Annotated in this window: 19 protein-coding genes; 3 read left to right on the top strand and 16 right to left on the bottom strand. The window is 63.8% G+C overall.

Annotated elements, in window-relative coordinates:
• Window positions 1–398: 398 nt before the first annotated feature.
• The 12 genes from gspD to HX812_RS26350 form a co-directional block, all read right to left on the bottom strand.
• Window positions 399–2,510, bottom strand: coding sequence for a type II secretion system secretin GspD (gspD, locus tag HX812_RS26405; RefSeq protein WP_038845709.1), 2,112 nt, complete (start codon window positions 2,508–2,510; stop codon window positions 399–401).
• A 5-nt stretch (window positions 2,511–2,515) separates the two neighbouring features.
• On the bottom strand, window positions 2,516–3,034 hold the full coding sequence (locus tag HX812_RS26400; protein ID WP_038845707.1) for a general secretion pathway protein GspN: 519 nt from the start codon (window positions 3,032–3,034) through the stop codon (window positions 2,516–2,518).
• Window positions 3,031–3,633 carry a type II secretion system protein GspM gene (gspM, locus tag HX812_RS26395; RefSeq protein WP_038845704.1) on the bottom strand — a complete coding sequence of 201 codons (603 nt, stop codon included), beginning with the start codon at window positions 3,631–3,633 and terminating at the stop codon, window positions 3,031–3,033. Before gspM ends, HX812_RS26400 begins: the two co-directional genes overlap by 4 nt.
• A complete protein-coding gene (locus HX812_RS26390; protein WP_038845702.1) occupies window positions 3,608–4,600 on the bottom strand; it encodes a type II secretion system protein GspL in 993 nt (330 codons plus the stop codon). The genes gspM and HX812_RS26390 overlap by 26 nt, the downstream gene beginning before the upstream one ends.
• The gene (locus tag HX812_RS26385; RefSeq protein WP_038845699.1) at window positions 4,597–5,298 is read right to left on the bottom strand and encodes a hypothetical protein; all 702 of its coding nucleotides are present in this window, start codon (window positions 5,296–5,298) and stop codon (window positions 4,597–4,599) included. Before HX812_RS26385 ends, HX812_RS26390 begins: the two co-directional genes overlap by 4 nt.
• Window positions 5,295–5,864, bottom strand: coding sequence for a prepilin-type N-terminal cleavage/methylation domain-containing protein (locus tag HX812_RS26380; protein ID WP_038845696.1), 570 nt, complete (start codon window positions 5,862–5,864; stop codon window positions 5,295–5,297). Before HX812_RS26380 ends, HX812_RS26385 begins: the two co-directional genes overlap by 4 nt.
• Window positions 5,861–6,193: a type II secretion system protein gene (locus HX812_RS26375; protein WP_038845695.1), complete on the bottom strand. Its 333-nt coding sequence runs from the start codon at window positions 6,191–6,193 to the stop codon at window positions 5,861–5,863. Before HX812_RS26375 ends, HX812_RS26380 begins: the two co-directional genes overlap by 4 nt.
• Window positions 6,190–6,615 carry a GspH/FimT family pseudopilin gene (locus HX812_RS26370; protein ID WP_038845693.1) on the bottom strand — a complete coding sequence of 142 codons (426 nt, stop codon included), beginning with the start codon at window positions 6,613–6,615 and terminating at the stop codon, window positions 6,190–6,192. Before HX812_RS26370 ends, HX812_RS26375 begins: the two co-directional genes overlap by 4 nt.
• A 7-nt stretch (window positions 6,616–6,622) precedes the next feature.
• Complete coding sequence (locus HX812_RS26365; protein ID WP_016978124.1) at window positions 6,623–7,012, bottom strand: type II secretion system protein GspG; 390 nt, start codon at window positions 7,010–7,012, stop codon at window positions 6,623–6,625.
• A 13-nt stretch (window positions 7,013–7,025) separates the two neighbouring features.
• A complete protein-coding gene (gene gspF / locus HX812_RS26360; protein ID WP_038845692.1) occupies window positions 7,026–8,222 on the bottom strand; it encodes a type II secretion system inner membrane protein GspF in 1,197 nt (398 codons plus the stop codon).
• Window positions 8,219–9,880, bottom strand: coding sequence for a type II secretion system ATPase GspE (gspE, locus tag HX812_RS26355; RefSeq protein ID WP_371318425.1), 1,662 nt, complete (start codon window positions 9,878–9,880; stop codon window positions 8,219–8,221). The genes gspF and gspE overlap by 4 nt, the downstream gene beginning before the upstream one ends.
• A gap of 252 nt (window positions 9,881–10,132) precedes the next feature.
• On the bottom strand, window positions 10,133–11,173 hold the full coding sequence (locus HX812_RS26350) for a LacI family DNA-binding transcriptional regulator (protein WP_038845688.1): 1,041 nt from the start codon (window positions 11,171–11,173) through the stop codon (window positions 10,133–10,135).
• Between the two features lie 208 nt (window positions 11,174–11,381).
• Here HX812_RS26350 and HX812_RS26345 point away from each other — a divergent pair, with 208 nt between their 5' ends.
• Genes HX812_RS26345 through HX812_RS26335 form a run of 3 tightly spaced genes read left to right on the top strand, consistent with a single transcriptional unit; the run spans window position 11,382 to window position 15,825 of the window.
• The gene (locus HX812_RS26345) at window positions 11,382–13,571 is read left to right on the top strand and encodes a TonB-dependent receptor (RefSeq protein WP_038845686.1); all 2,190 of its coding nucleotides are present in this window, start codon (window positions 11,382–11,384) and stop codon (window positions 13,569–13,571) included.
• A gap of 2 nt (window positions 13,572–13,573) precedes the next feature.
• Window positions 13,574–14,905 (top strand): LLM class flavin-dependent oxidoreductase, encoded by a 1,332-nt coding sequence (locus HX812_RS26340; RefSeq protein ID WP_038845683.1) that lies wholly within the window; start codon window positions 13,574–13,576, stop codon window positions 14,903–14,905.
• Window positions 14,902–15,825 carry a sulfonate ABC transporter substrate-binding protein gene (locus HX812_RS26335; RefSeq protein WP_038845681.1) on the top strand — a complete coding sequence of 308 codons (924 nt, stop codon included), beginning with the start codon at window positions 14,902–14,904 and terminating at the stop codon, window positions 15,823–15,825. The genes HX812_RS26340 and HX812_RS26335 overlap by 4 nt, the downstream gene beginning before the upstream one ends.
• Window positions 15,826–15,845: 20 nt before the next feature.
• Here the strand turns inward: HX812_RS26335 and fecE are convergent, their stop codons facing one another.
• The 4 genes from fecE to HX812_RS26315 are packed head-to-tail and all read right to left on the bottom strand — an operon-like array spanning window position 15,846 to window position 19,513.
• Complete coding sequence (gene fecE / locus HX812_RS26330) at window positions 15,846–16,637, bottom strand: Fe(3+) dicitrate ABC transporter ATP-binding protein FecE (protein WP_038845678.1); 792 nt, start codon at window positions 16,635–16,637, stop codon at window positions 15,846–15,848.
• A gap of 4 nt (window positions 16,638–16,641) precedes the next feature.
• A complete protein-coding gene (locus tag HX812_RS26325) occupies window positions 16,642–17,610 on the bottom strand; it encodes an iron chelate uptake ABC transporter family permease subunit (RefSeq protein ID WP_038845676.1) in 969 nt (322 codons plus the stop codon).
• Window positions 17,607–18,596, bottom strand: a complete 990-nt coding sequence (gene fecC, locus HX812_RS26320; RefSeq protein ID WP_033901709.1) for an iron-dicitrate ABC transporter permease FecC — start codon at window positions 18,594–18,596, stop codon at window positions 17,607–17,609. Before fecC ends, HX812_RS26325 begins: the two co-directional genes overlap by 4 nt.
• Before the next feature lie 2 nt (window positions 18,597–18,598).
• Window positions 18,599–19,513: a Fe(3+) dicitrate ABC transporter substrate-binding protein gene (locus HX812_RS26315; RefSeq protein WP_371318426.1), complete on the bottom strand. Its 915-nt coding sequence runs from the start codon at window positions 19,511–19,513 to the stop codon at window positions 18,599–18,601.
• Window positions 19,514–19,700: the final 187 nt, after the last annotated feature.

The following is a 19,700-nucleotide window of genomic DNA, read 5'->3' as shown; positions in this document are numbered from 1 at the left end:
CGTAATCCGACAGTGATTTGGGGGGCCGCAGATTGCTTTTTGAAAGCTGCCAAGACAGTTGCTCCCACAGTTGAACCGAGACCAGCTTCCAGAAACCGGTCGGCTACCAGGCCGCCGCGCTTTTGCTTTTGATCTGAGGCGCCCCGTCAAACACGCTGGCCGAACGCAGGCTTGAATCCGTGGGTAACCCGGCAGGACGCCGGGTTAGCCGCGCTGGGCCAAGGATGGCCCATCGCGGCGGCCCACGGATTCAAGCCTTCGTTCGGGCACACCGAGCCTAAGCGAGGTGCCGAGTGTTGGGGCGAGGACCTTTTGGTTACTTTTGGGTCCTTCCAAAAGTGACCCGCTGTAAGAGCGGAACCATAGGCGGCCGTTACTTAAATAACGGATATGTACACCTATCTACCAGGCCGCAACAGTTGCATCTGCTGCCGATAATCATCCGTCACCTGCCGCGCCTGCCCACTACTGGTAATCACCTTAGGCGTAATCAAAACAATCAACTCCGTCCGATCCTTCGACTTACTGGTACTCCCAAACAACCACCGCAACCCCGGCACCCGACCCAGATACGGCACCGCACTCACACTCTCCCCGTTGTCTTGCTTGATCAACCCCCCCAGCAACACCGTCTGCCCACTCTGCACCGCCACCTGCGTCGACACCGAACGCGTCGAAATGCGCGGGTTCACCGGCGTGTCGCTATTGGCACTCTGACTCTCGGCATCACTGACCTGCTGCTGAATATCCATGTACACCAACCCACCCGGATTGATCCGCGGCACCACATCCAGAATCACCCCGGTCTGCACATACTCGACACTGCTCAAGGTGGTGTCCGCATCCCCGGTATTCACGGTGGTCTGGTTGATCGGAATGTTGTCCCCCACCTGAATCTGCGCCGGCTGGTTGTTCATCACCACAAGCGACGGCGCCGACAGCACCTGGGTGCGGCCATTGGTTTCCAGCGCATGCAACGCCACCTGCAAATTCGAACTGACAAACGAGTAGAACAACGAATCCGTCGCCCCCAGCCCCGCCCCACCACCGCCCAGCGCGCCCTGGCTGCCGGAGGCATTGGCCACGGTAGTGCTGGAGGAGTTGCCCGCCAGGCGCCCCAGGTACCACTGCACGCCCAAGTCCAGCTCACCGGTGAGCTTGACCTCAAGAATCCGCGTCTCGATCTGCACTTGCAGCGGCGGGTTGTCGAGGCGTTTTATCGCCGCTTCGATCTCTTTCCACTGTGCCGGACGGGTGCGCACCAGCAACTGGTTGCTGCTCTTTTGCGCGGTGATGCGGGTGCCAGCTTCGAGGGCGTTGGTGGGGGCGACTTCCTTCTCTTCCGGCTCCGGCGCTTCGGCGGCAGGTGGGTTGTTCTGCAACCCGCCGGTATTGAGTGATGACAGGGTCGTCGTGCGCAGGCCAGGCGCGACCTTCGCCGGTGTGTCGTCCTTGATCGCGCCGGTGCCGTAGATCTGCCGCAGGTATTTGGCCAGGTCGGCGGCCTTCATGTTGCGCACATCGTAGACATACATCTGCGGCTCGTTGCCGCCGCCCTCGTCGATGGTACGGATCCAGTCGCCCACTTCGCTGAGGTACTGCGGCTGGGAAGAAATCGCCACCACCGAGTTGGTCCGCTCAATCGGCAAAAAACGCAGCATGCCGGCCAGGGGCATGCCGCTGTCAGGACCGAACAGGCTTTGCAGCTGGGGCATCAACTCAGCCACCGAAGCCCGTTGCAGGCCGAAGACGCCCACCGACATGCCCTTGAGCCAGTCCACATCAAAGGTGTCGATGGTGTCCTGGTAGTTGGCCAGCTCATCCGGAGTGCCAGCCAGGCTCAACACATTGCGCGCCGGGTCCACCAGCAAGAACGCATTCTCGCGGGCGAAGGGCTTGAGCAGTTTCTGCATCTCGGTGGCAGAGATGTAGCGCAGCGGAAACAACCGCGCCGACAGGCCACTGGACGGTTGCGCCACGCTCATCTGCGGCACCAGCTTGCCCGCCACCGCCTGGCTGGCGGGCAGGATCACGTAGCGATCACCCTGTTTGATCATGGCGTTGTCGGTCCAGGACAGCAGGGTTTCGAGGATCGACAGCGCCTGTTGTTTGTCCACCGGCTTGGAGGTGGAAAAGCTCACGTTGCCTTTTACGCCCTGGGTGATGCTGTAGTTTTCGTGCAGCAGGTCGCCCATTACGCTGTTGATCACTGCCTCGATGGGTTGGTCGGCGAAGTTGAAGACGATATCGCCGCCCTCCTCTTTGGCCACCGGCTGCGCTGCCGGCGCGCGCACGAACTGCTGGTTGCCACGGATCAGTTGGCGCTGCGTTGGCGTTTTAACCGCAGGCGGTGGGCTTTCCGGCGCGGTTTGCTCGGTCGGCGGGCGTTGCGAGCCGGTGCCTTGCAGGGCTTCGTGCAGCAGATCGTCGTCCGGATCGAGGCGGTCGGGGAAGGATCCACAACCACTCAGGACAAGAGCGGTCGCCAGGCAAAACGTTGAGGTGCGCATGTCGATCAAGGGAGAGGCTCGCGGGGCAAAGTAATGGGGGGCCGGGTGGACGGCGGTGGTAGGCGCTTGGCGTAGAAGCTCAAGGTTTGCGTGCGGCCGTCCAGGCTGAATCGGGCGGATTGCGGGGTCAGGTGGTCCAGGCGCCAGCCGTTGGGCAAGGCCTGGCCGAGGCGGACCGTCAGGGCGCGGCCGTCGGCTTGCTTGAGCATGGCCATTTGCAGATTGCCGGTGATCATGATGCCGCTGAGGGTCAGGTTGGCCAGGCTGGTGACCTGGGCTTTGCCCACGACGCGATCCGGGCTGCGATCCGGGCTGAACAACGGCGCCTGCCATGTGGCGGCGAGGTGTTCCAGCGGGACGCTCGGCGCGACCTGCACCTGGGCGGTGGGATGGGCGCGCGTGGGCGCGTCAGGCAGCCATTGCGGCTCATCACCGATGCTGCTGAGGATCACCGCCATCAACACGCCCAGCAATCCCGACAAGCCGAGCAGGCCCCACTCCAAGGGGCGTAACTTGCTGATCATGGGGTCACCCGCGCCGGTTGCAGGTAACCGCGTACCAATAGATGCACCACCAGCTTGCCTGCACCGCCATTGGCCGGCGCCTGTTGGCTGCGGCGGATGCGCAGTTCATCCACGAACAAGAACGGCGGCTGATACTCCAGCTCATGCAACAGCGCTTCCAGGGGTTCGATGGCGCAGTCGAGGGTCAGGCTGACCTTGACCTGGCGATACGGCTCGCCGTCGTCCTGCTCCGGCGTGATGGGCTTGCGCTGGGTCAGGCTGCAACCGCCGCCGAGGTTGGCGTGGCTGTTGATCAGGTCGGCAAGGCGCTGCATCAGGTCGGCGGCCACCACGTCGGGGTCATCCCCCGGCAACAGGCTGGTGCTGCTGGCCGGGTCCTGGCGGGCCTGCTCAAGCTGTTGGCGCAGCGCATCACGTTGACGCAACACGCTGGCATAGCGTTGCTGTTGCTCGCGCAACTGTTCGGCCTGTTCGCCCATGTCGCGCAGCGGGCCGGCGAACCAGCTGTCGACCAGCAGCCAATAGGCCGTGCCGAGCACCAACGCCAACACCAGCAAGGCAGTGCCGCGGCGTTCACGGGGTGTGAGGGGTCGGCGCATCGGCGGCCTCCTGGCGTAGGTGGGCGCGCAAGGCAAACTGGTCCTTGCCGGTGCGGGCATCGGGTTGGATCACCCCTTCGAACTGGGCGTTTTCCAGGCTGCGGCAACCTTTGATACGAGTGATCAATGCGCTGGCCTTGGCGCTTTGGCCGGAGAGGGAAATCTCGCCGTCCTTGACGTCCAGCTGATCCAGCCAAGTGTCGGCGGGCAGGCAAGTGGTCAGGTCATTGAGCAACGCGGCCAGGGGCGGTTGCGCCAGTTTGCGCCGGGTAAGGTACTGCGCGGCGCCACGGGTATTGAGCAGTTGCTGGCGCAGGGCATGCACCTCGGCGACCTCGTCTTTCTGTTGCTGGACACTGGCATGCATGGCGTCGATGACACGTTGACGGTCGTTGAGCCACAGCAGCATCGCCGCGATCAGCAAGGCCCCGCACAACCACGGTAGGCTGCGTTGCAAACCCATGCCCGGCGGACGTTGGCGCGGGCGCAGCGGCGGGGGCAGCAGGTCGATGCCGAGGTTGGCCGCATCCACGCGATGGGGATGCAGGCCGAGGGCGGCGCAGTCGGTGAGGATCGGGTCCAGGCGTTCGCGCAGGATCGCCACCAGCGTGACCTCAAGGTGGGTGGACGTGCGCCGTTCCTGGCGTGCGACGAAGTAGAGTTGGTCGGCCTCGAACGGGGTGTAGCGGTCCAGCTCATAACCGACCACCGCGTTGAGGTTACGCGCGGCGGCCAAAGGCAGTTGCACGTGTTGCAGCAATACGTCATCCGCGCCGAGCATCAACACCTGGCGCGTACTGCCCGCCACGACCGGCGCCGCCAACGGCCAGTGATGGATCTGCTCCGGCGGTTCTGGTCGTGCCAGCCAGCTCGGCACACAGGCGCGCAGCTCCGCAAGCCACAAGCGCCAACCCTGTTGCAGCAGGCTGCCGCGCCAGTGCCGGGCGATGGGTTCCAGTCGATTCATTCTTGCCAACGCAACACCCGATAGGGCTGTGCGCTGTCCTCCGATGGGCTCAATAAAACGGTGACTTGCAGCCGCGCCTGATAACCGCCAGGGCGCTCGGCGCGGCTGTCGACGACGAGTACTTCGCCCGGATCGGCACCTTCGGCGTTCTGGGGCGGAAGATTCAGTGCCTTGCGCATCAGCGGGCTGGCGAAGGCGGGATCGGGGCGATCCAGATCGCTCCACAAGGTGATCTCGGGCAGCAATTGGCTGTAGAGGGTTTGGGTCATGCCGGGCAGTTGGCGTACTTCTTCCAGCACCCGGAACGGCGCCAGGCCTTGTTGCCGGCGCGTCCGGAGGGCCTTGGACAGTTGCGTCGCCTGGGCTGTAGTGGCGCCGCAGGCCAGGGCCAGGCGGGTGAAATCCTGCGCCTCGGCGTTGACCAGGTAGAGCTTGCCGCGCTCACTGCGCAGGCTGACGTGCAGTTGGGCATCATCAAACGTCAGGGGGATCTCGCGACCATCGGCCACCCAGCGACGGTCGGCCATGACCAGGGCGATACCGGCTTCGGCCGCCAGCACGGTTTGTGTGTGCTGGCGCAGCCACAGGGCCTGGCGGCTTTCCAGCTGCACCCAGCCGGCCAGGCCGCCGAGCAACACGCTGAGCAACGCCAGCCCCCACAGCACCAGCAGCAGGGCCGCACCGCGTTGGCGCCTCACTCTTCCACGCTCCCACTGGACAGGTTCAAGCGCAGGGCAATCACCTGGGTCACCCAGGGCACCGGGCCGTCGACGTTGGCGGCGATGCGCACGGCCGCAGGCAAACGCCTGGGCCATGGCCAGTCACTGAGCCAACCGGTGGGCTGACCCAGCGCAGACACGCCGCGATAACTGAACTGCACGTCCTCAAGGTTGTTCAGCAACACCTGGGGTTCACGTTGAGAAAACCCGACCTGCAACGCCTGTTCGACCTGTTGCAGGCTGAACCGGTGGATTCCACCACCGAGCACGCCGGGCAGGGTCGAGACAAACTCCAGCCGCTGCGCTGTGCCGACAAAAAATCCATCGCCCTCGCCCACCGCCAGCGGTAACGCCTCGCTGATCGCTGTGCGTAAAAACTGTTGGGCGGCGCGCACTTCGTCCAGGCTCACGGTATAGGCCTGGGCCTTGGATACGGCACGATTGGCACCCAGCAATGCGCCCCCAACCAGCACCAGCAAAACGCCCAACAAACTGAGCACTACGAGGATTTCCAGCAAGGTAAAGCCCTGCTCGCGGCGCTTCACAGGCGCGCCTTCAAGGTGCTGAAACGGGCCTGGTGCGGGCCCTCACGGAGAACCAGGTCGAGGCGGAAAATATGGGTTTGTTGTCGGGTACTGGTCAGTTGCCAGCGGATGCCATCGAGTTCGCCCTGGCTGACGCCGTTGCTCAATCGCCCTGCTGCCTCCTGATCGAAAATCGTCAGCGCCGCATGGGTAAGCCGATCACTGTGGGCCACCTGGGACAACGAGCGCGCGCTTTGGCCGAAGGCAACCAGCAGCACCGTGCTGCACACCGCCATCAGCGTCAGTGCGGCAAGCATTTCCAGCAGCGTGAAACCGCCTTGCCGCTTCATGGCAGCGCCTTGGATTGCACGCTGCCGGTGAGCCAGCCGATATCGATGCGCCAACGCCGGGTGCCACTGGCCAATAGAAGATTGCCGCCGGTGGAGCTGCCGTCGGGATAGAACTCGACGCCAGGACCCACTTGCTCCGCAGTGTGCAGCGTCACTTGCAGCTCGGACGGCCACCGTTGCAACGCACGCCCCGGCGCCTGGAAGGTGCGGTCCGCCAGATCAAACGACGTGCGCGCCGCCTGCCCGCTGACAATCGCCCCCGCCCGCGTGGTGCGTAGCGCGTCCACCATCTGCCCTACCGCGCGGCGTTCTTTTGCCGCCTGCAGGCCCTGGCGTACGCCCAGCCCCAGCAAGCTGACGGCGAGACTGATCAACAGGATCACCACCAGCATCTCCAGCAGGGTAAAGCCGCGCTGGAACATGGCGGCGTTACTCCCAATTGCCCAGGTCGGCACTATAGCCTTCGCCGCCCGGCTGGCCATCCTGGCCGTAGAAGATCAGGTCGAAGGCGCCGTGCTCGCCGGGGAAGCGATAGCCGAAAGCATGCCCGAACGGGTCCTTGAGGTCTGACGGTTTGGCATAGCCGCCGGGTCTGTCCACCAGCTGTTGCAGGCTGGTGGGTGGCGCGCCGACGTCAAGGGCGTAGCTGTCGATCTTCATACTCAGGCTGGCCAGTTGCGCCTTGCCCGCGCCGTACTTGCCCTTGTCCACATTGCCGCCGACCTGGCGCACGACAATGGTGGCAACGATGCCCAGCAGCACAATTACCGCGAGCATTTCCAACAGGGTGAAACCGCTTTGGCGGCGGGGTTTTCTCATGGGTCAAGCTCCTTCATATATTGCTGGTCAGGCTCATCAGCGGCAGCATGATCGCCAACATGATCACCGCCACCAGCACCGCCATGACCACGGTCAGGGACGGCACGAGTGCGGCAAGCAGGCGGTCGATGCCGCGCTTGGCTTCGACGTCGAAGATGTCGGCCACCTTGAGCAGCATGCTGTCGAGTTCGCCGGCCTGTTCGCCGACTTCAATCATTTGCAGGGCCAGTTCGGGCAACAACGGCTGGCTGCCAAACGCGCTGGCGAGGGTGCCGCCGCCTTTCACCGATTCCGCCGCATGCGCCACCTGAGCCTGCAACGCGCGGTTGGTGCAGACTTGCCGCGCGATCACCAAGGCGTGCAGCAACGCCACGCCGTTGCTGAGCAGCGTGCCGAGGGTACGCGTCAGGCGTGCCGCCTCGACCCGTTGCAGCAACGGGCCGACCACGCGAATGCCGAGCAGGCGTCGATCGTATTGTTCCCGAAATGCTGGATTGCGCAGACGTACGGCCCAGCCCCCACCGCCTACGATCAGCCCGGCCAACACCACCAGGCCATAGGCGCCGAGGAACTCACCCAAGGCCAGAATCACTTCGGTGATCAACGGAATCGGCACGCCCAGGTCCTGGAAGATCGGCACGAATTGCGGCACCACATACGCCAGCAATAACGCCAGGGAACCGAGCACGCCCACCACCAGGAAGGCCGGATAGATCAGCGCATTGATCACCTCGCCGCGCAGCCGCTCGCTGCGTTCCAGGTAATCGCTGAGCTGACGCAGGGTACTTTCCAGCGCGCCACCGGCTTCACCGGCACGCACCATGCTCAGGTACAACGGTGAGAAGCTGCCGCCCTCTTGTTCCAATGCGGCGGACAGGGGTTTACCCGCCTTGACGTGATCGCGGATGCGCTCAATCAGTGCGCGCACCTGGGGTTGGCCGGGTTGCCTGAGCAGCAGCCCAAGGGAACGCTCAAGGGGCTGGCCGGCGCCCAGCAACGTGGCCAGTTGCTGGGTAAAACTCACCAACGCCGCGCCCTTCAACTGCCCGCGTGGGTTGCGCAGCAAGGGGCTGCCGGCAGCTTCAATCTGCAACAGCAACAGGCCGCGCTTGTGCAAGGCCGCGACGGCGGCGACTTGGTCCTTGGCTTCCAGCGTACCGTTGTGCGGCACACCGTGGCTGTCCAGGGCGCGGAACTTGAACAGGCTCACGCGCCGTCCCCACGGGTAACGCGCAGCACTTCTTCCAACGAGGTAATACCCGCCAGCGCTTGGCGCAGTCCCTCTTCATACAGGGTGCGCAAACCGGCGCGGCGAGCAGCCTGTTCCAACGTGGCGGCATCGGCGTGACGCATCAACAGGCCGCGCAGTTCGTCGTTCATCACCAGCAGCTCAGTGAGGGCACTGCGGCCGTGATAGTCACCGCGATAGAGCAGGATCGGCCGTTGTTCGGTCAGACGATCCAGGCCGTGCTCTGCGATCAGTTCCGGCGGCGCTTCAAAGGCCACGCGGCTGGCCGGGTCCAGGCGCCGCACCAGGCGCTGGGCGAGAATGCCGCTGACGGTCGAGGCGATCAGGTAGCTTTCCACCCCCATGTCCAGCAGCCGCGTGATACTCGCCGAGGCGCTGTTGGTGTGCAGGGTGGAAAGCACCAGGTGCCCAGTCAGCGACGATTGAATGGCGATGCGGCAGGTTTCCAGGTCGCGGATCTCGCCGATCATGATCACGTCCGGGTCCTGGCGCACGATGGAGCGCAGCGCCCCAGCGAAGTCCAGGCCGATGGCGGGCTTGACCTGGATCTGGTTGATGCCTTCGAGCTGGTACTCCACCGGGTCTTCCACGGTGATGATCTTGCGCTCGGCGGTGTTGAGCCGCGACAGCGCGGTGTAGAGCGTGGTGGTCTTGCCGGAACCGGTGGGCCCGGTGACCAGCAGAATGCCGTGGGGCCGTTCCAGCAGGTCGAGGAAAGTCGCCAGACGCTGGCCGTCGAAGCCCAGGCTCGGGAAGTCGAACTGCACGGTTTGCCGGTCCAGCAGGCGCAGCACCACCGACTCGCCGAAACTGGTGGGCACCGTGGACACGCGCAGGTCGAGTTCCTTGCCCTGGATACGCAGCATGATGCGCCCGTCTTGGGGCAGCCTGCGCTCGGCGATGTCCAGCCGCGCCATGATCTTCACCCGCGAAATCACCGCCGCCGACGAACTGGCCGGCGGCGCTTCAGCATCGTGCAACACGCCGTCGACGCGGTAGCGCACCTTGAGCTGGTTTTCGAAGGGTTCGATATGGATATCCGAGGCGCGCTGTTCCACGGCGCGCTGCAGGATCAGGTTGACCAGGCGGATCACCGGCGCTTCGGAGGCCATGTCCTTGAGGTGTTCGATATCTTCCTGGGTACCACCCTGCTCATCGAGGTTCTCGATCAGCGTGCCCATCGCCGAACGGCCCTGGCCGTAGTAGCGCTCGATCAGGGTGTCGACTTCGTTGCGCGGGCCGATCGCCAGCCACACCGGTACCTGGCACGCATAGGCCAGGGCCTGGAACGGATAAAGTTGCGCCGGGTTGGCCGCCATCACCCGCAGGCCGCCCTGGCTCCAGCCCATGGGCACCACTTGGTAGTGACGCATGAAGCGTTCGGTCAGTGCAGGCAAGGGATCGAGCAACGGCGGTGCGGCCTCGGCCAGCAACAGTGGCGCCCCGAGCAATGCGGCCCAGGCGCGCGCCAGTTCCACTTCGGAGACCAGGCCCAGGCGCGTCAGCAGGCTCAGCAGGTCGTCCGTGGACAAGCGTCGGGCGCGCTCCAGGTCCACCGTTTTCAGCCCGGCATGCTGCATCAGCCACGCGCACACCTGTTCGGGGTGCGGGATCTGCATCTGGCAGGCATCGATAGGCGCTGACGACATAATGTTCAGGTATCTAGTGTTGCGAGAAAGTATGGCTATTTGAAACTACGGAAACATGCCATTAGTTAGCCACAACCCCGTATAGAGTAAGCCGGGGTTATCGACTGGAAGTTATAGACCTAGTTCCGGAAGGAGGGGAATAAAATAAACATAAGCGCCAAGACACTTGCGCCAGAGCCTTAGCAGCTAATAGCCATCACTCGACTAGTTGCAATTAGCCACTTAGGCGCTTTCACGCGCAATCAGACGGCACTGCAATAAATTCAAACGCGTTACTTCATCTTCTACAGGCAGCACACCCAAACTTTCCAGGACACGCGTGGCGGCCAATACACCTATTTCCAATGCGGGTGGTTTGATCGTACTCAGGCTCGGCAGCAGCATTTCTGCGAACGGGTAATCGCCGAAACCGAGCACTGCGCACTGCTCGGGGATCTTCAGTCCGGCCCGCTGCCCAGCCAGCAAACCACCGGCCGCCAGGTTGTCATTGGCGAAGAAGATCGCATCCGGCGGCGTGGCATGGCTCATCAATACTTCCATGGCCTGTTTACCCGCTTCGAAGGGTGCGCGATCTGGGTCGGGAGAGAAGACCCAGGGCTGCACACCCAACGCGGTCAAGGTCGCGGCGAAACCCTCACCCCGCTCCATGGCGCTGAAGTCCCCGGCTGCACTGTTCTGCACGAAAGCAATCCGCCGATAACCCTGCCCATGCAGATAGCGCGCAGCGGTGACGCCCACTTCGAAGTGGGAAAACCCGATTTGCAACGGTGCGCGTTCGGGCACGTAGTCCCAGGTTTCTACCACCGGGATATCCACGTCGGCGATCATCTTTTCAGTCGCCGCGCTGTGGAAGCGGCTGGTCAGCACCAGCGCCGCCGGCGACCAGCCAAGGAACGCACGCACCGCACTCTCTTCCTGCTCGGCGCTGAAGTAACTCGACGCCAACAACAGTTGATAGCCATGCCGGCTGAGGGTGTCGCTGAAGCCCTGGATGGTATTGGCAAAGATCGGCCCCGAGATGTTCGGGATCACCATCGCGACGATGCGCCCACGCGCCGACGCCAGCCCGCCGGCCACCAGGTTGGGCACGTAACCCAGCTCGGCCACCACCTCGGCGATGCGCTCGCGGCGTTCGGGTGACACTTGTTCCGGCTGGTTGAAGTAACGCGACACGGTAATCGCCGACACCCCGGCCTGGCGGGCCACGGTATTCAAGGTGACACGCCCGGCGCCACGGCGTTTGCGCGGTTTGTCTTCGCTCAAGGGATAATCCTGTTAAAAACCAAAAAGAATATAGGACTAATTTTTCAGTATTTGACGTTCTAAACCAGACCTACCAATAATGCCGATGTTAGCGCTAACAAAGCGCGTTGTCTGCTACTCGCTCGAGCGAATGCTAAAGACATTTCACAGGCGCTGACGGTCGCAAGAACCGCAGCGGTTCAGGGCAATCTTTTCGAGCGGGCACAGCATGCACACCTTCCAACGCAGCACTTTCCTGATACTGGCCGGGTTGACCGCCCTGCCCGCCCCCGATGCCTTTGCGGCCGACGCGCAGGAGCCGACACTCAAATCCGTGACCGTCACCGCCACGCGCCGCGAAGAATCGCTGCAAAAAGTCCCGGTGGCCGTCTCGGTCCTCGATGGCGAACAGCTGGAGCGCGACAACCGCAACGGCGTGGCGAGCATCGCCCAGCAGGTGCCGTCGCTGAACTTCCGCACCGGCGCCTCCAACAAGGACACCTCGCTGTTCGTGCGCGGCGTGGGCACCATTTCCACCTCCCCCGGCGTCGAGCCGACGGTGGCCACGGTGATCGACGGCGTGGTCTACGCCCGCCCCGGCCAGGCCACCCTTGACCTGCTCGACCTGGAACGCATCGAGGTGCTGCGCGGCCCCCAAGGCACGCTGTTCGGCAAGAACGCCTCGGCCGGTGTGCTGAACATCACCAGCAAGGCGCCCACCGCCGAGACTCATGGCTATATCGACCAGTCGTACTACAGCGGCAACGAAAGCCGTACCCGGTTCGGCATCGGCGGCAGCCTGGTGCCGGATGTGCTCAAGGGTTCGATCAGTACGCTGTTCGGCAGCTACGACGGTAATGTCGACAACCAGCACAATGGCCAGGAGGTCAACGGCTACAACCACAAGGGCATTCGCGGCAAGTTGGAATTCACCCCCAACGACGACCTGAAACTGACCCTGATCGCCGACTACATGCAGTCCCACGACGACGCGCCGAACGGCGTGGTCAGCAAATCCCTGACCCCGGCGTTCGCCAACGCGCTGAGCCCGGTGCGAGCCTCCAGCGACAACCGCGACATCAACACCGATACCCGCAGCCATGTGGAAGACACCAACAAGGGCCTGTCCGCCCAGTTGGACTGGAACCTCGGCGACTACACCCTGACGTCGATCACCGCCTGGCGCGGTTGGGACAACACCCAATACCAGGACGGCGACCGCCTGGGCACAGTAACGGCGGCCTTCCCCGGTACCGCCGACAAAGGCCAGCTTGAGTTCAACCAGTACTCTCAGGAACTGCGCCTGGCCTCACCTAAGGGTGAGTTCCTGGAATATGTCGGCGGCCTGTTCTACATGCACGGCAAGGATGAAGAAACCTATCAGCGCACCCTCACCACCACCACGCGTACCGACCGCGGCATCGCCGACTACAGCACCACCAACGACAGCTACGCGGTGTTCGGCGAGACCACGCTGAACTTCACCTCGCGGTTTCGTGGCATCGCCGGCCTGCGCTACACCCACGATGACCTGAAATACGATCACCGCCGCGCCTCCACTTCGGCCACCACGGTCAGTGGGATTCAGCCGGCCACGTCCAGTTCCGGTTCCGTGGACGAAGACGGTTGGTCCGGTCGCCTGGGCGTGCAGTACGACATCAGTGATAGCGTCACCAGTTACCTGACCTATTCGCGCGGCTACAAAGGCCCGGCCTACAACGTGTTCTTCAATATGCAGCCGCGTGACACTGACGCGCTCAAGCCGGAAACCTCCAACACCTGGGAAGCCGGGATCAAGGCCACCGCCTGGAACAACCGCCTGACCACCAATCTGGCGGTGTTCCACAGCGATTACGACAACTACCAGGCCAACTTTTTCGACACGGTCGCCGGGCAAGTGGTGACGCGCCTGATCAACGCCGGCAGCGTGAGCACCGAAGGCGTCGAGTTGGATTACGCCTTGCAGGCCACCCAGCAACTCAAGCTGTCCGGAGCCCTGGCCTACACCCGCGCGCGCATCGACGAATTCGCCTGCCCGGCCGGTGCCGCCGCAACCTGCAACGTAAATGGCAAGCCGCTGCCCTTCAGCCCGGACTGGAAAAGCTACGTGCGCGCCGACTACACCCTCCCGCTGGATAACGGCCTGGACATCGAGCTGGGCACCGACTACAGCTGGCAGAGCGAAGTGCAGTACGACATCAGCCAGAACCTCGACACCAAACAAGGCGCCTACGGCATCTGGAACGCCAGCGTGGCCCTGGCCGACTACAGCAATGGCTGGCGCGTCGCATTCCTGGCGAAGAACCTCGCCGACAAATCCTACTCACCGCTGCTGGCCAGCGGCGGCAACTACATCTACCGCGCCGTGCCCCGTGACGACGAACGTTACTTCGGCGTACAACTGCGCAAGGATTTCTAAGCATGAGCCGTCAACTGAAACTCGGCGCCTTTCTCATGGCCACCGGGCACCACGTCGCCGCCTGGCGCCACCCGGACGTGCCGGCCAATGCCGGGCTGGATTTTGCCCAGTACAAGCATTTGGCACGGGTGGCTGAAGCGGCCAGGTTCGATGCGCTGTTCGTGGCGGATAGCATTGCGGCGGCCACGGGTGAAATCGCCAGCCATATGGCACGTTCGGATCACTTCGAACCACTGACGTTGCTCTCGGCGTTGAGTGCGGTGACGGACCACATCGGCCTGATCGCCACCGCAACCACCACCTACAACGAGCCCTACCACATAGCGCGCAAATTCGCCTCGCTGGATCACCTGTCTGGAGGCCGTGCCGGCTGGAACCTGGTGACCTCGGATGCCGCCGCTGAAGCGCAGAATTTCGGCCGCGATGAACACCTCGGCCACGCCGAGCGCTACAGCCGAGCCAGGGAGTTTCATCACGTCGTGACCGGGTTATGGGACAGCTGGGAAGACGACGCCTTCGTGCGGGACAAGGCCAGCGGCACCTACTACGACCCGGCGAAACGGCATGTGCTGGACCATGTCGGCGAACACTTTCGCGTCAAAGGCCCGCTGAACGTGGCGCGCTCGCCCCAGGGCCAGCCGGTGATCGTGCAGGCGGGCTCATCGGAAACCGGCCGCGAACTGGCGGCGCAAACCGCCGAGGTGGTGTTTACCGCGCAGACGTCGCTGGAAAATGCCCAGGCGTTTTATGCGGATCTCAAGGGGCGACTTGAGCGATTCGGGCGTGGGCCGGATTCGCTGAAAATCATGCCGGGGGTGTTCGTAGTGGTCGGCCAGACCGAGGCCGAAGCCCAGGCGAAATTCGAGGCGTTCCAGGACCTGGTCGAGCCCGAAGTGGGCGTCGCCTTGCTCGGCCGCATGCTGGGTAATTTCGACTTGTCCGGCTACCCGTTGGACGGGCCGTTGCCGGAGTTGCCGCTGACCGACAGCGGGCAACGCAGCCGTCAACAATTGCTGAGTGACCTGGCCCACCGCGAACACCTGACCCTCGCTCAGTTGGGCCGACGGATTGCCGGGGGGCGCGGGCATTACAGCCTGATCGGCACGCCCGCGCAGATCGCCGATGAGTTGCAACGCTGGTTCGAAAACGGCGCCGCCGATGGCTTCAACATCCTGGTGCCGCACCTGCCGGGCGGGCTGGAGGATTTCGCCCACTGGGTGGTGCCGGAGCTGCAACGGCGCGGCCTGTTCCGCACCGAATACACCGGCACGACCTTGCGTGAAAACCTTGGTTTGGCGCGCCCCGAAAACCGCTTCAAAAAGGACGACGCATGAAAATTCCGGCGCTGTTACTCGCCCTGCTGGCCGTCACTCAAACCGCACTGGCGGCCGACCCCGCGACCTTGCGCATCGGCTACCAGAAAGGCTCCATCGCCCTGGTACTCGCCAAGGAGCATGGCCTGCTGGAAAAACGCTTCCCGCAGACCGACGTGAAGTGGATCGAATTCCCCGCCGGCCCGCAGATGCTGGAAGCACTGAACGTTGGCGCACTGGACGTGGGCTCGACCGGCGACATCCCGCCACTGTTCGCCCAGGCGGCGGGTGCGAACCTGGTCTACATCGGCGCCGAACCGCCCAAGCCCAGCGCCGAAACCATCCTGGTGCGCAATGACAGCCCGCTGCATTCAGTGGCGGACCTGAAGGGTAAGAAAGTCGCCTTCCAAAAGGGCTCCAGCTCCCACAACCTGATCCTGCGCGCCCTGAACAAAGCCGGCTTGAGCTACAAGGATATCCAGCCGGTGTACCTGCCACCTGCCGACGCGCGCGCCGCGTTCGAACAAGGCAGTGTGGATGCCTGGGCGATCTGGGAGCCCTATTCATCCTTGGCGTTGAGCCAGAGCCCCAGCCATGTGCTGGCCAATGGTGAAGGCCTGGGTTTATCCGGGCCGGTGTATACCGCGCGGCGCGACTATGCGAAGGCCAATGGCGTGTTTGTACATGACCTGCTAGATGAGCTCAGCGCTGCCGAAGCACTCACCCGCAGCCAGCGTGAAGACAGTTTGAACGTGCTGACCGGCTTTATGGGACTGCCTGCTGAGGTGATTGCGCGTTACATGGATAACCGCCCGCCTTCGCCGATCTTGCCGATTGACGAGAAGATCATCCAGGCACAGCAGGCGACGGCGGATTTGTTTTATCAGAACCGCCTGTTGCCCAAGGCAATCGACGTGAAGAAAGCAGTGGAAATCAACTGAACTCCCACATTTGACCCGAGTCAGGCTTGAAAACGGGTGCTTTTTTCCACCACGCACATCGGTGTGCCGGACACCGGTTCATTGATGATCTGCACCTGCACATCAAACACCTGGCGCATCAACTCGGCACTGATCACCGCCCCCGGCGCACCATCCGCCACCAACTTGCCGCCGTGCATCACCGCCAAATGGTCGGCATACCGACAAGCCTGGTTGATGTCGTGCAGCACCGTGATCACGGTCTTGCCTTCAGCGGCCAGTTCGCCCATCAAGTCCATGAGTTCGACTTGATGGCTGATGTCGAGGTAGGTGGTGGGTTCATCCAGCAGCACCACCGGCGCATTCTGCGCCAACACCATCGCCAGCCAGGCGCGTTGACGCTGGCCGCCGGACAGATCCGCCAGAGCGCGATCAGCCAGCACGTCCAGTTCCAGGCGCTGCATGGCTTGGGTCACGTGAGATTGATCACTGCCACTCAAACGCCCCCACAGCGAGTTATGCGGGCTACGGCCATAGGCGACCAACTGGCGCACGCTGACGCCCTCGGGCACCGGCAGCACCTGCGGCAGGAACGCGATCTGTCGCGCCAACTCGCGCGCGGACAGGCTGGCGTAGGCCTGGCCATCCAGGGTCAGCTCGCCCTGGGTCGGCTTGAGGATGCGCGCGAAGGCCTTGAGCAGGGTCGACTTGCCGCAGCCATTGGGACCGATCAAGGCGGTGACCTTTCCGGTCGGCGGCGCAAAGGACAGGCCTTGCACGATGCGCGTGGTGCCGTAGCCGATATCCAGCTCGCGTGCGTGAAGAATACTCATGTGATCAGCCCTTGAACCGTGCCAGCAACCAAAGAAAATACGGTGCGCCAATCACCGCCGTGAGCACCCCGGCGGGGATTTCGCTGGGCGCGATCAACGTGCGCCCCAACGTGTCGGCCAGCACCAGCAGCAACGCACCGATCAGCATCGCCGCCGGCAACAGGTGTTGGTGATGCCCACCCACCAACCGCCGCGCCATGTGCGGCGCGACCAGGCCGATAAAACCGATCGGCCCGATCACACCTACGCCCAGGCTGGTCAGCAGCACCGCGCAGGCCATCGCCAACCAGCGTGTGCGACTGAGTGGCGTGCCAAGGCTGTGGGCGGCTTCATCGCCGAGGGCGATCAGGTTCAGCGGCTTGGCCAGGCACAGCCCCACCGGGATCAACATCAGGAACGGCAACACCAGCGCCACATGGTGCCAGTTGCGGCTCCATAGGCTGCCGGTGAGGGCGAGCAAAGCGGTGTTGATATCCAGCGGATGGGACAGGATCAGAAACTCGGTAACACTGGACAAAGTCACCGCAATCGCCACCCCGGACAGGGCAAACCGCACCCCGGAAAAACTCACCCCGGTGTTGTACAGCGCCAGCAGCAACGCGCCGCCCGCCCCACCCAAGCAAGCCACCAGCGGCAGCCATACAATCGGCAGATGCGGCAAACTGATGATCGCCACGGTCAGCGCCAGCCCGGCGCCTTGGGTCACACCGAGGATTTCCGGTGAGGCCAGCGGGTTGCGGATCACGCCCTGCACAATCGCCCCGGCCAGGCCGAAGGCTGCACCGGCAAGGATCGCGATCAAGCTGCGTGGCAGGCGGTGGTTCCAGACTTCGAAGTCGAGGGCGTCGTGGGCCAGCAGGCGGTCCAGCACGGTGTCTGGGGTGAGCCACACAGTGCCGGCGCTGAGGCTGATCAACGTCGCCAGCAGCAACAGGCCGAGCAGCAGCCATAGGCGCAAGGGTGGCCGGGTCATAGGGCGCGCCTGGCAAGAAAGAGGAAGAACGGCGCGCCGATCAGCGCGGTGACCACACCCGCCGGGGTCTCCACCGGAAACGCCACGGCGCGGCTGAGCAGGTCGGCGCCCAGCACGATCACCGCACCCAACGCGGCGCTCAGCGGGATCAGCCAGCGGTAGTCATTCCCGAGGAACTGGCGAAGGATATTCGGCGCAATCAGCCCGACAAACCCGATCGGCCCCACCGCGCAGACGCTCGCGCCGACCAGCAACAGGCTGGCGATGAACACCTGCAAGCGCAGGCTGGCAATGCCCACGCCCAGGGAGCGCGCGGCGTCTTCGCCAAGGTTGATCAGGTTCAGGCGCGGCGCGCACCACAGCGCCCACAGGCCGCCGATCAAGGTGCACGGCCAGAGCAATTGCACCTGCGCGGCGCCGACATTGGCCAGGGAACCGGCCAGCCAATTGAGCACGCTTTGCGCCTGGGCCTCGACCAGGATCACCGTGAGTCGGGTCAATGCCGCGCACAACGCCGCCACGGCCACACCGGCCAGTACCAGTCGCCCCTGAGCGGTGGTCGGTGACCAGGCGCCGCCGAGGCTGAATACCGTGACCCAGGCCAACGCGCCGCCCAGGCACGTCATCAACAACGCACCACCGGCAAACGGCGGCGCGACCAACCCGGTGGAAAACAGCGCCAAGCCCAGCGCCGCCCCGGCCGTCACACCAAACAAGGACGGCGAGGCCAGGCGGTTGCGGGTAATGCCCTGCATCAACGCACCGGCCAAGCCCAGGCAGGCGCCGACCAACGCGGCACACAGCGCCCGTGGCACGCGCAACTGCGCGACGATGTAGGCCATATTGCCGCCCACGCTACCCTGGTGAACCAGGCCATTCCACGCATCCGTCGCCGTGATCGTGAACGGCGACCAGCTGTACAGCGACAACCAGAACAACCCGGCACCCAGCAGCACAATGCCGGCTGCCGCAAGACTTCGCCCCATGCTTATTGGCTCAGTACGGCTTTACCGCCCTTGAGGATCGCCAGCGCGTCTTCGGCGATCTGCTCCGAGGCCAGCACACCGCGATTGCGCGCCCAGCTGTCGCCGTCCACTTGCGCAACCTGTTTATTACGTACCGCGCCCAGCACTTGCCACAGCGGCTGCTTGCTCCAGTTATCGACGATGCTGGGGCGACGGTAATGGCCGACCAGCAACCAACCGGGGTCGAGGGCGAGCAGTTGCTCCAGGCTGACAAACTCGGTGGGCGCGGCGTTGGCGCGCACCGAGGGCACTTTCAGGCCAATGGCTTCGAGCACGCTGCCGGCGTAGGAGTCCGGGCCGTGCACGGAGAAGCTGTCTTCACGGGCGACGCCAAACAACACGCTGGCGCCGGCGGGGATCTGTTGTGCGATGGCCTTGAGGTTCTCGCGGTTTTTCTGGATCCGCGCTTCCATCTGTTCGCTCTTGCCCAACGCCTTGCCGATCAGTTCGGCGGATTTCAGGCTGCCCTGGTAATCCTCGCCGCGCGACGGCAGCAACAGGGTCGGCGCGATGCTCGCCAGGTCGTTGTACAACGCCTGGTGACGGTTGAGGTCGGCGACGATCAGGTCGGGCTTGAGCCGGGCGATTTCCTCGATGCTCGGCTGCGAGCGCAGGCCCACGGACTTCCACTGGCCGATGGCCTGGCGCACACGGGGCAACACGCGGTTGGCATCGCCATCATCGGCGGCGCCGACGGGCGTTACGTCAACGGCGGCCAGGCTGTCGAGAAAGGAGAATTCCAGCACCACCACACGCTTGGGCGCATCGGGCAGATGCACGGCGTGCTGGCCGTCGTTGAGGTCGATGGGGGCGGCGCTCAGCAGGCTTGAAGACAACGCCAACACACAGGCGGCAAGAGTGGGGATGGAGCGCAGCATTCGCATGACAAGGACCTCGGCGTTAAAACACCCCGGCTAGACAGGCTGGGGAAAACGGCGGGTACTATTCCATATTGGGGCGGCGCGATCAAAAAACATTCTCATTTATACCCTGCCCGCCCCTGTGGACACGGGATTGCTGTGGATGCTGGCGTGTTGTGGTGGCTGGCTTGTTGTGGTGAGCGGG

It is taken from the genome of Pseudomonas sp. IPO3749, from assembly GCF_013386605.1.
Lineage (GTDB): Bacteria > Pseudomonadota > Gammaproteobacteria > Pseudomonadales > Pseudomonadaceae > Aquipseudomonas > Aquipseudomonas azotoformans_A.
The sequence above is the reverse complement of the archived record's forward strand: the minus strand, read 5'-3'. Positions and strand labels throughout refer to the sequence as shown.